General features: G+C 64.6%; 5 protein-coding genes, 1 tRNA gene, 2 rRNA genes and 2 pseudogenes (1 of these 10 only partly in view). 5 read left to right on the top strand and 5 right to left on the bottom strand.

The features are described from left to right. The 3 genes from DM194_RS14425 to DM194_RS14415 form a co-directional block, all read left to right on the top strand. Window positions 1-1,572 (top strand): 23S ribosomal RNA (locus DM194_RS14425) (it extends 1,174 nt beyond the left edge of the window). Window positions 1,573-1,707: 135 nt separating this feature from the next. Further along, window positions 1,708-1,823 (top strand): 5S ribosomal RNA (gene rrf / locus DM194_RS14420). 80 nt (window positions 1,824-1,903) lie between these two features. After that, a tRNA-Met gene (locus tag DM194_RS14415) sits at window positions 1,904-1,980 on the top strand. Here the strand turns inward: DM194_RS14415 and DM194_RS29140 are convergent. Next, the gene (locus DM194_RS29140; RefSeq protein WP_425457295.1) at window positions 1,937-3,268 is read right to left on the bottom strand and encodes a recombinase family protein; all 1,332 of its coding nucleotides are present in this window, start codon (window positions 3,266-3,268) and stop codon (window positions 1,937-1,939) included. The genes DM194_RS14415 and DM194_RS29140 overlap by 44 nt on opposite strands. Continuing rightward, window positions 3,226-4,183 (bottom strand): IS630 family transposase gene (locus tag DM194_RS14400; protein WP_246024304.1). Its coding sequence is split into 2 segments (ribosomal slippage): window positions 3,226-3,840 and window positions 3,842-4,183, totalling 957 coding nucleotides; the frame shifts between segments, so codons are not numbered across the junction. The genes DM194_RS29140 and DM194_RS14400 overlap by 43 nt, the downstream gene beginning before the upstream one ends. 118 nt (window positions 4,184-4,301) lie before the next feature. Here DM194_RS14400 and DM194_RS14395 point away from each other — a divergent pair. After that, window positions 4,302-5,020: pseudogene (locus tag DM194_RS14395) on the top strand (IS5 family transposase); the annotation flags it as partial. A gap of 83 nt (window positions 5,021-5,103) precedes the next feature. Here DM194_RS14395 and DM194_RS14390 read toward each other — a convergent pair. Continuing rightward, a complete protein-coding gene (locus DM194_RS14390; RefSeq protein ID WP_111068273.1) occupies window positions 5,104-5,532 on the bottom strand; it encodes a recombinase family protein in 429 nt (142 codons plus the stop codon). Window positions 5,533-5,826: 294 nt separating this feature from the next. On the opposite strand from DM194_RS14390, the gene DM194_RS14385 reads away from it, so the two are divergent. Next, window positions 5,827-7,002, top strand: a complete 1,176-nt coding sequence (locus tag DM194_RS14385) for an IS110 family RNA-guided transposase (RefSeq protein WP_111068683.1) — start codon at window positions 5,827-5,829, stop codon at window positions 7,000-7,002. A gap of 440 nt (window positions 7,003-7,442) precedes the next feature. On the opposite strand, the pseudogene DM194_RS14380 reads toward DM194_RS14385, so the two are convergent. Both DM194_RS14380 and DM194_RS14375 read right to left on the bottom strand, forming a co-directional pair. Continuing rightward, window positions 7,443-8,582, bottom strand: a pseudogene (locus DM194_RS14380) (IS256-like element ISAli6 family transposase); the annotation flags it as partial. A gap of 305 nt (window positions 8,583-8,887) precedes the next feature. Beyond that, a complete protein-coding gene (locus DM194_RS14375; RefSeq protein ID WP_111068272.1) occupies window positions 8,888-10,708 on the bottom strand; it encodes a GMC family oxidoreductase in 1,821 nt (606 codons plus the stop codon). Between the last annotated feature and the right edge of the window lie 9 nt (window positions 10,709-10,717).

The following is a 10,717-nucleotide window of genomic DNA, read 5'->3' as shown; positions in this document are numbered from 1 at the left end:
AGCGGAGCGTTCCGTAAGCCTGCGAAGGGTGTCCGTGAGGCCGCCTGGAGGTATCGGAAGTGAGAATGCTGACATGAGTAGCGACAAAGAGTGTGAGAAACACTCTCGCCGAAAGTCCAAGGGTTCCTGCGCAAGGTTAATCCACGCAGGGTGAGCCGGCCCCTAAGGCGAGGCCGAAAGGCGTAGTCGATGGGAACCAGGTTAATAGTCCTGGGCCTGGCGGAGGTGACGGATGGGAAAGCGTGTATGTCCTTATCGGATTGGACATGCTGTGGACCCGTTCCAGGAAACAGCCCCGCCGTATAGACCGTACCCCAAACCGACACAGGTGGACTGGTAGAGTATACCCAGGCGCTTGAGAGAATGGTGTTGAAGGAACTCGGCAAATTGCCCTCGTAACTTCGGAAGAAGAGGGCCCCGTTGTGGCGCAAGCCATGGCGGGGGGCACAGACCAGGGGGTAGCGACTGTTTACTAAAAACACAGGGCTCTGCGAAGCCACACAAGGCGACGTATAGGGTCTGACGCCTGCCCGGTGCCGGAAGGTTAAGAGGAGAGGTGCAAGCCTTGAATTGAAGCCCCGGTAAACGGCGGCCGTAACTATAACGGTCCTAAGGTAGCGAAATTCCTTGTCGGGTAAGTTCCGACCTGCACGAATGGCGTAACGACTTCCCCGCTGTCTCCAACACCAACTCAGCGAAATTGAACTCTCCGTGAAGATGCGGAGTTCCCGCGGTCAGACGGAAAGACCCCGTGCACCTTTACTACAGCTTTGCAGTGGTGCTAGGGACTTCATGTGTAGGATAGGTGGGAGGCTTGGAAGCCCGGGCGCCAGCCCGGGTGGAGCCAACCTTGAAATACCACCCTTGAAGTCTCTGGCATCTAACCGTGGCCCGTGATCCGGGTCCGGGACCCTGCATGGCGGGTAGTTTGACTGGGGCGGTCGCCTCCCAAAGTGTAACGGAGGCGCGCGATGGTGGGCTCAGAGCGGTCGGAAATCGCTCGTCGAGTGCAATGGCATAAGCCCGCCTGACTGCAAGACTGACAAGTCGAGCAGAGACGAAAGTCGGCCATAGTGATCCGGTGGCTCCACGTGGACGGGCCATCGCTCAACGGATAAAAGGTACGCCGGGGATAACAGGCTGATGACTCCCAAGAGTCCATATCGACGGAGTCGTTTGGCACCTCGATGTCGGCTCATCACATCCTGGGGCTGGAGCAGGTCCCAAGGGTTCGGCTGTTCGCCGATTAAAGTGGTACGTGAGCTGGGTTTAGAACGTCGTGAGACAGTTCGGTCCCTATCTGCCGTGGGTGTCGGAGTTTTGCGAGGATCTGTCCCTAGTACGAGAGGACCGGGATGGACATACCTCTGGTGCACCGGTTGTCACGCCAGTGGCATGGCCGGGTAGCTAAGTATGGACGGGATAACCGCTGAAAGCATCTAAGCGGGAAACCCACCTCTAAACCAGAGCTCCCTTGAGAGCCGTGACAGACCATCACGTCGATAGGAGGCATGTGGACGGGCGGCAACGCCTGAAGCTAAGCCTTACTAATCGCTCGATCGGCTTGATCTCGACCCCACACAAACCGCGCCATGCGCAGCAGCAAGCCTGCTTGACGCACGCACCGCAGTTCGATACATCCTCGCCCTCACTTGCACTGAACCCGCGATATGCTTTGGGAAAAGCGTCGGTCTTGAGCCTTGGTGACCTGGTGGTCATGGCGAGGTGTCAAACACCCGATCCCATCCCGAACTCGGCCGTGAAAAGCCTCCGCGCCAATGGTACTGCGTCTTAAGACGTGGGAGAGTAGGTCGCCGCCAGGTCACTCAGGCTCAAGAGACGCCATAACCAAAGCAAATCCGCAGGCATCGGCACGACATCCATCACCCCATATCGAGACATCCGCGGGGTGGAGCAGCCCGGTAGCTCGTCAGGCTCATAACCTGAAGGCCGCAGGTTCAAATCCTGCCCCCGCAACCACCGCCATCGAACAGCCCGCCTCTTCTGAGGCGGGCTGTTCGCTTTCAAGGACTTGGAGCAGTTCCACCGCCCGCGTGAGGCTCCCTTCCATCTCGGCCTTCAGCCCGTTGCCTTCAGGCGTCGGCGTCAGCGTCACCTTGGTAACGATGCGGCGGACCACCTCCGTCATGCGGGCGCCACCGCCCAGCATCACCAAGTTGTCCACGACCAGGCGGTACGCCTCGGCCAGAGTCGCCGCGTCGGGCACCTCGGGCATCGGCGCCGTTGCCTCGGCCATGGCCGCTTTCACCGCCTCCGCCTCCGCCTCCAGCGCAGCCAGCTTCGCCGCCAGGGCAGTCGAACGCATCCCCGTGGCGATCGCGTCTACGATGTTCGACACTTGGCCCTCCAGCGACGCCAACTTGCGCCGCAGGGCGGCCGTCTCTTTGCCCGCTTCCGCCCCGACGCGGGCGACCAACTCGCGAATGTTGGCAACGCCCTTCGCCAGCACGTCGGGTTGGAGGAGCCAATGCCGCAGGGCGTCCACCACGCGCCCTTCGATGTCTCCAAGCCTGACCTTCAGGCCGTTGCCGCAGGTGCCCTTGGAGCGGTGGCGATTGCACCCGTAGTAGTCCTTGCCGACGAGGATGAAGGGGCTTCCGCACTCGCCGCAGACCAGCAGGCCCGACAGCATGTGCTTCGGCCGATTCGCCCGTGCCAGGGCATGTCCCTTGCTGTCGCTTTCGGCCTTGGACATGTCCTTGGTGACGGCGGCTTGCCGGGCCTTCACTGTGTCCCACAGATCGTCGGTGACGATCCGGAGATGGGGGACGTCGGTCCGTTCCCATTCCTCCGGCGGCTTCGGCCGCGCCACCCGTTTGCCCGTCGCCGGGTCTTTCACATAGCTGCACCTGTCCCACACCAGCCGACCAACATAGAGTTCGTTGTTGAGGATGCCCGTCCCCCGCTTGGTCTGGCCGCGTATAGTGGTGTCGCCCCACTCCCGCTGGCCCTTGGTGCGAGTGTGCCGCGGCGGGGCGATACCATCCGCATTCAGGCCCTTGGCGATGTCCCGGGGCGACCGTCCCGCCGCCGCCTCCTCGAAGATGCGACGCACCACCACCGCCTCGGCTGCGTTGACAGTGCGGGCACCGGGTTCGCCGTCATCCGTGGTGGCGACGTCGTAGCCGTAGGTCACGCCGCCCGCCGAAAGGCCCGCCAGCGTCTTGCCGCGGAGGCCGCGGCGGGTTTTAGAGTTTCGAGCGTTTAATCTGACGCATATCCTGCATGTTTGAGGTAGTTCCAGCATTCGTCTGGTGTGTAGAGGTCGCAGATAGAGCCGACAGCCCTCCACAACTCCTCGATGGTACGGGCGCCGATGCGGCGGAGATGAGCTTTGAGCTTGGCGAACGCCATTTCGATAGGGTTGAGGTCGGGACTGTAGGGCGGCAGGAAGAGGAACCAAGCGCCACGTTCCTTGAGGATGGCCTTGGCCTTTTCACTCTTATGGCTGGATAGGTTGTCGAGGATGACGACATCGCCCGGCCGCAGGGTCGGGGCGAGTTGTGTCTCGACATAGGTCTCGAAGAGCGTCCGGTTCATCGCGCCCTTGATGATCCACGGGGCGGTCAGCCCGTCGCAGCGCAGGGCAGCGATGAAGGTCTGGGTGTCCCAATGGCCAAACGGCGCCGTGGCCTTGAACCGCTGGCCGCGCTTGGCCCGTCCGCGCAGTCGGGTCATCTTCGTGGTGGTTGCGGTCTCGTCGAGAAACACCAGCCGATCCGGCTCCTCGCGCATCCGGGGCTGACGGTGGCTGCGCCAACTCCGGCGGTCCTCAGCAACGTCAGCGCGACCGGCCTCGCTCGCCAGCACCGTTTTTTTTGACAGTGAAGCCGCGGGCGAGCAGGAAGCGCGACAGCGAGGCGGGGTGGACCGTGACCCCGCGCTCGGCCTTCAGCTTGGCCGCCAGTTCGGGCATGGTGATGTCGCCTTGCTTCTCCACCCAGCCGATCAGAAGTTCGGCATGCGGGGCCAGCTTGCCACCGCCCGGTGGGCGCCCCTGCCGGGCCGGGTCCAGCGAGCCCGTTGCCGCCATGCGCTGAGCAAGCCGCACGCCCGTGCTCGCGCTCACATCGAACCGGCGCGCCGCCGCCCGACGCGAACCGCCTTTCTCGACCTCTCCGTAAATCCGAACCCGAAGGTCCGACGAATAGCTGCGCCCCATGATCCACCTCCAACAACGGTGAATCACGTCAACGGCCCAAGCGCAACTGTCGATTCAGATTTCAGGCGCGATGCTCTAGAGTGCGTAACAAAACCGGCCAGGAACGGTTGGTAGGGGCATGGCAGCCCCTCTTGTTTCCGACGCCTTGTGGGCGATCATCGAACCGCTGATCCCGCCGGAGCCGCCCAAGCCAAAAGGCGGACGGCCCCGGTTGGACGATCGTGCGGCGCTGACCGGCATCCTATTCGTGCTGCGCACGGGTATTCCTTGGGAGCTTCTGCCGGTGGAGATGGGCTGCGGCTCGGGGATGACCTGCTGGCGGCGTCTGCACGAGTGGCATCGGGCTGGCGTGTGGGAACGGCTGCATCGTGTGCTGCTCGACCGGCTCGGCTATGCCAACGCCATCAACTGGGATCGTGCAGCGGTGGACAGCGCCAGCGTCCCGGCAAAAAGGGGGGTGAGGAGACCGGCCCGAACCCGACGGATCGCGGCAAGCCGGGCTCCAAGCGCCACATCCTCGTCGATGCTAACGGCATCCCGCTCGCCCTGAGGATCTCGCCAGCCAACCGGCACGACAGCAAGCTGCTGGAGGCTCTGGTCGATGCCGTGCCGGCGATCCGCCAGTGTGCGGGCCGGCCCCGGCGCCGCCCGGCCAAGCTGCACGCCGACAAGGGCTACGACTTTGCACACTGCCGGCAGGCGCTGCGCCAACGAGCGATCATTCCGCGGATCGCCCGGCGTGGCGTCGAGAGCAGCGAGCGTCTTGGCCGACACCGATGGGTGGTCGAGCGTACGCTCGCTTGGTTTGCCCGCTTCCGCCGCATCGCCGTCCGCTACGAACGGCGCGCCGACATCTTCACTGCCTTTCACCATATCGCGGCCAGCCTCATCTGCTGGCGCTTCGTCCAGAGATGGTTCTGTTAGGCGCTCTTATGCCGCAAGTCGTCAAGGTAGCTTTGGGCGATGGCGCCCAGCACGCCGGCCAGCAATGGTGATATCTCGCCGCGGTCTACGGTGTGTAGCCCGATCCGCAGGAACGTGAGGCGGTCGTGGAAGCCGGTCACATCTGCCAGCCGCCGGCTGAGGCGATCGAGGGACTCCGTGACCACCATGTCGAACAGGCCCGCCTCGGCGTCCTCGCGCAGGCGCCTGAACTCGGGGCGGTTGTCAGACGCGCCAGACATGGCGGCGTCCGCGTAGGTCCCGACCATCGTCCACCCCTTGGCTTCGCAAAGGCGGCGGCAGGATTCGAGCTGATCCGTAACCGACTCCGGTCGCTGTTCGTCCGACGAGTACCTTACGTACACGGCCGCCCGGATCGGCTTCATGGCGGACGGCTTCGGTGGCATGAACGGTCCCTCCAAGTCGTGCTGTCAACAGAGTAGCATAGGCCGAACCGACCGGGAGCTCCGGTCAACATTTTTTGTTTTTGGAACAATGCCTTGGGATCGTGCCCCTGAGCGTGGTGTAGGAGCTGGGTCTCTCATCAGGTTCTCCGGCTGGTCTGGCCGGGATTGTCAGGCGGCCACGGCGGGCAGGCTGACGATGGGATCATCGCCGAGCGGGGCGATGGTTTCCAGATGCTATGGGACAGCGTGATGTTGCGGCACGCTGAGGCATTTGGAACCGATGGAGACGCTCCCATGCAGCAGCCCGAGATCGGCCGCTCGACGGCCACCTTCGTTCCCGAAGAAACCCTGGTTGCGGTCATTGAGATGAGCCTGTCCACGTGGCTTGTTGCCGGGCTTGTCCCTGGCGTCGACCGCCGTCCCTTGAAGAAGCTCAGCCCCGACGAGAACGACCTTCTGCTCCTCCTGGATGGTTGGCGCTGCGAGGCGATAGCCGCCGGCCGAACGATCACACGTGTCGTGGTTGCGTACGAGTCCGGGCGGGATGGGTTCTGGCTGGCACGCTGGCTGCGAACCCGAGGCATAGAAGCCCAGGTCATCCACGCCAGCAGCGTAGCGGTATCGCGTGACCGTCGCCGCGCCAAGACCGACCGGCTCGATACAACGCTGCTCATGCGCGTCCTGCTGGGCTGGTTGCGTGGCGAAGCTGGGCATTGCTCTATGGTGGCCGTGCCAGGGATCGATGAAGAAGACGCCAAGCGCCCGACGCGCGAGCGTGAGAACCTGGTGGCCGAGCGCACCCGGATCGTGAACCGGATGAAGGCGACCTTCGCCCGTCTCGGCATTCGCAACGTCAATCCGGCACTGCGCAAGACGGCCGAACGACTGGACAAGCTACGGACCCCTGAGGGTGGGATGATCCCCGCAAACACGCTGGCAGAACTTCGCCGCGATACAGCCCGGCTTCGGATGGTTGAGGAACAGATCGCCGAGATTGAGCGCGAGCGTATGGACCGCATTGCCCAGGCCGCTCCGCAGCGCAGCCGCGCCGACGGTATGCTCCGCATGCTGTCGCGCGTGGTCGGTGTCGGCGTGGAGACGGCCGACCTGTTGGTGCAAGAGATCCTGCTGCGCGATCTGCGGGATCGCCGGGCGGTTGCCCGCTATGCCGGATTGACCGGGTCTCCTGATGAGAGCGGTGCGCGCCGCCGCGAGCGCGGATTATCGCGCGCCGGTAATGCGCGGGTCCGAAAAGCCATGGTCCAACTCGCGTGGCGCTTCCTTGTCTTTCAGAAGGAGAGCGCGTTGGTGAAATGGTATCGGGAACGCACGGCCGATGGCCGGGGGCGAACCCGCATGGCGTTGATCGTCGCACTCGCCCGTAAGCTGTTGATCGCATTGTGGCGGATGGTGAAGACCGGCGAAGTGCCCCAGGGCGCTCTCGTCCGACCTGATCCTGCGGCGGCGTAGCTCTCGACGGGACGGCGGGTTGGCAGTAGCCACTTGGCTGTTCTGGCGGGTCCGAGGTGGCGGCAGCCCGGTACATGACGTGGTCTTCGTACCGCTTTCCAGATAGGGACCGCCGCACCGGAGCTTGGCTGACGATGCGGATGCCTGCATCATGGTACGGGCGTTTCGCCCACCGAATACAAGGTCGCAGCGCACCTCGTGCGCTCTGCAAGCCGGTTCCTCCTCCGACCGCCTCGCCCAGCCTGACCATCGAGCACAGCAGCGTGCTCAGAACGGTCAAGGACGCTGCGCGCCGCTGCGCGGTGCCCTGCGGGCCTCCTTGACCGTCCCTGCGCGCGCTGCTGACGGGGTGTCAGGTCGGGACGAAGGAATGGTCCATCCCAGCCGAACAAAGGAATGGAGTTCTTGATGCAAAGTGCTTGACGACGAATTTCCCATACAAGCGTCATGTATCGCGCCCGCTGAACGGCCCATTCATCGTTTTGCTCCAGCAATATCGCACCGATGAGCCTCATAATCGCTTCCTCGTTGGGAAATATACCCACGACCTCGGTGCGTCGCTTGATCTCTCCGTTGAGACGTTCAATCGGGTTTGTTGAGTGGAGCTTGGCCCGATGCTCCTTGGGAAAGGTCATGTAGGCCAGGACGTCTTCCTCCGCCTCGTCCATCAGGGCGGCAAGCTTCGGCAGCTTTGGACGGACTTGATCGGCTACTTGCCGCCACTGCGTGCGTGCAGATGCCGCATCGTCCTGCGCGAAGGCTGTGGCGATGAAGGCGGCGACGACGCGGCGCCCGCTCTTGCCGGCATGGGCAAGCGCCGTCCTGGAAAAATGCACCCGGCACCTTTGCCACGTCGCCTGGAAGACGCGGGTGACCGCCGCCTTGATGCCGCCATGGGCATCGGAGATCACCAGCTTGACGCCGTTCAGCCCCCGGCGTTTCAGCTTGCGCAGGAACTCGATCCAGAAGGTCTCGGCCTCGGACGGGCCGATGTCCATCCCCAGGACCTCGCGGCGGCCGTCGGTGTTGACCGCCACCGCGATGGTGACGGCGACCGAAACGATGCGCCCGTTCTGGCGCACCTTCACGTAGGTGGCGTCGAGCCACAGGTAGGGCCAATCGCCCTCGATAGGGCGGCCGAGAAAGGTCTTCACCCGGTCATCGATCTCGGCGCACAACCGGCTGACCTGGCTCTTGGAGATGCCGGACATTCCCATGGCCTGGACCAGATCGTCCACCGAGCGCGTCGAGATACCCTGGATGTAGGCCTCCTGGATCACCGCCGTCAGCGCCTTCTCGGCCATCCGCCGCGGCTCCAGAAAGCCGGGGAAGTAGGAGCCCTTGCGCAGTTTGGGAATGCGCAGCTCGACGGTACCGGCGCGGGTCTCCCAGTCGCGATCCCGGTAGCCATTGCGCTGAACGAGCCGCTCGGCCGAGCGTTCGCCGTGGACGGCGCCGGTCAGGCCCTGCACCTCCAACTCCATCAGCCGTTCAGCGGCAAAGCCGATCATCTCACGCAGAACATCGGCATCCGCGCCCTTCTCAAGCATCGCGCGAAGCGCCATCATCTCGTCGGTCATCGTGGTCACCCTTCGGTCGGGTTGAGGTGTGGTGACCAGACTCTATCGAAGAACCGCGATGACCGCCCCGCTGTGCATAACCGGCCCGCCTACGCCAGCCATCGGAGGGCGCTGCGGCGGGCCGGTTCCCCACAGCCGCTCCTACACCACCTCGCGGGACACGACCCTCATCCTGGCGCTTCGTCCAAAGATGGTTCTGTTAGGCGCTCTTATCCAACTGTCCAGGAAAACGGGGACCAGTTCATATCTTCCGGATGCTCACATTCCCGCGGCGGGCGTTGGGGCTCGCCGCGGGAGTGCACCGGTCAGCCGGCCAGTCGGGCTTTGATCCCCTCGGCCGTGCGCAGGGTGAGTGCGGCGATGGTCAGGGTCGGGTTGGCGGTGGCGACGGTCGGGAAGGTGCTGCTGCCCAGGATGTACAGGTTGTCGTGGTCCCAGCTGCGCAGATCGGCGTTCACCACCGACCGGGCGGGGTCGTCGCCCATCCGGCAGGTTCCCACCACATGCCCGGCGCCATAGTACTGGTAGCGCTCGCCGTTGTAGGTGAAGGTGGTCGGGCCGCCGGCCGGTTCCTCGTCGGTCTTCTGCTCCGCCCCCATCGCCGCGAACAGCGCGTCGGCAGTGCGCCGCGCCGCCTCGAAGCCGGCCTTGGTGTAGTCGGAGAGCGAGTAGGAGATCTGCGGCCGCGGCAGCCCAAGATGGTCGGTCTCGGTGGCCGACAGGGTGACGCGGTTGTCCGCCTCCGGCGTCTGTTCCACCAGGAATGCCATGCGGAACTGGCGGGTATAGAGGCCGTTCAGGCTGTCCACCAGCGCCGTCCCGGCCAGTCCCTGGTCGAGCACCGACGACATCAGGCTGACGGTCGGGTCGCCGAAGGGGAAGTTCCAGCCCTCGTTGCCGATCTCGATGCGGAAGGCGGCGCGGTCCTTGCGGAAGGCGCCGTCGCGCAGCGATTCTATGCCGGAGGTCGAGAGCGGCCCGCGGTAGGGATAGACCGGCTTCGACGCCAGGCCCCAGGTCAGATACAGCGGGTGATCCATCAGGTTACGGCCGACCTCGCCGCTGGAATTGGCCACCCCGTTCGGCGTCCGCCCGCCGTTGGTGGACATCAGCAACAGCTTCGGCGTCTCGATGGCATGCGCCGCCAGGACGTAAATCCGCCCAACCGCGGTGCCGGAGGCCACCACGCCGCCCTTGGCGTCGTCGTACTGCAGCCAGGCGATGCCGCTGACGGCACCATCGGCGCCGACCTGCACCTCCGTCGCCACCGTGCGGTACTGGATGGTGACGTTGCCGGTCTGCAAGGCGGCATGCAGGGTGATGCTGGGATCGTATTTCGCCTGGATCGGGCAGATCGGGATGCAGTTGGTGTTGCCGCCGCAGGCCCGGCGGTCCTGGTAGGGGCGGGAATTGCGGCCTGCCGGCGTGACCGTGACCTTGACCGGGTTGCCGTCCACCTCCAGCCCGTCCACGCCCGCAGCCACATACTGGTCGACCAGCGTGTCGGGCAGCGCCGGCATCGGGTACTCGTAACCCGGCGGGAAGGTGATGCCGAGATAGGCCTGGTCGGCGGCGTCGGCCGACACGCCGATTTCGTGCTCGGCGTCGCCGTACCATGTTTCCAGGTCGGCGTAGGAGATCGGCCAGTCGGGCTTGGCCGGGTCGATGTAATGCGTCTGGAAATCGCTGGGCAGCAAGCGCAGGCAGGTGCCCAGCCAGTGCCGCGCGGTACCGCCGTTGATGCGCTCGTAGGTGCTGCCGAAGGCAAGCGGGCCGCTCTGGATCAGGTAGGCCTGCTTCGGGTCCTGCCAGTTGTCCGCCGACAGAGTCAGCACCGTCGGGCGCGGCGCGTTCAGCGTGCCGGGATCGTTCAGCAGGAACCGGGCAGGGTCGGCGAACAGGTCGGGCGTGTAGGGCGATTCCGGCACCTTAGCGGGCGACAGGTAGAATCGCTGCATGTACTCGTTGATGTTCGGCGGCAGGTCGGCGCCGGCTTCGAGGATCAGGACCTTGCGTCCGGCGAGGCCGAGCTGCTTGGCCATCAGGCCGCCGCTGATGCCGGACCCGACGATGACGGCGTCGTAGACCGGTGCGGAAGCCGGGGGCTCTGCGGTGGTGGTGCTCATGACCGTGAT

The sequence above is a fragment of the Azospirillum ramasamyi genome, from assembly GCF_003233655.1.
Lineage (GTDB): Bacteria > Pseudomonadota > Alphaproteobacteria > Azospirillales > Azospirillaceae > Azospirillum > Azospirillum ramasamyi.
This window is presented reverse-complemented; position numbering and strand designations above follow the sequence as displayed.

Coding starts and splice junctions, on each gene's coding strand:
- DM194_RS29140 (WP_425457295.1), bottom strand. CDS start 3,268: ATGCTGGAACTACCTCAAACATGCAGGATATGCGTCAGATTAAACGCT.
- DM194_RS14390 (WP_111068273.1), bottom strand. CDS start 5,532: ATGCCACCGAAGCCGTCCGCCATGAAGCCGATCCGGGCGGCCGTGTAC.
- DM194_RS14385 (WP_111068683.1), top strand. CDS start 5,827: ATGCAGCAGCCCGAGATCGGCCGCTCGACGGCCACCTTCGTTCCCGAA.
- DM194_RS14375 (WP_111068272.1), bottom strand. CDS start 10,708: ATGAGCACCACCACCGCAGAGCCCCCGGCTTCCGCACCGGTCTACGAC.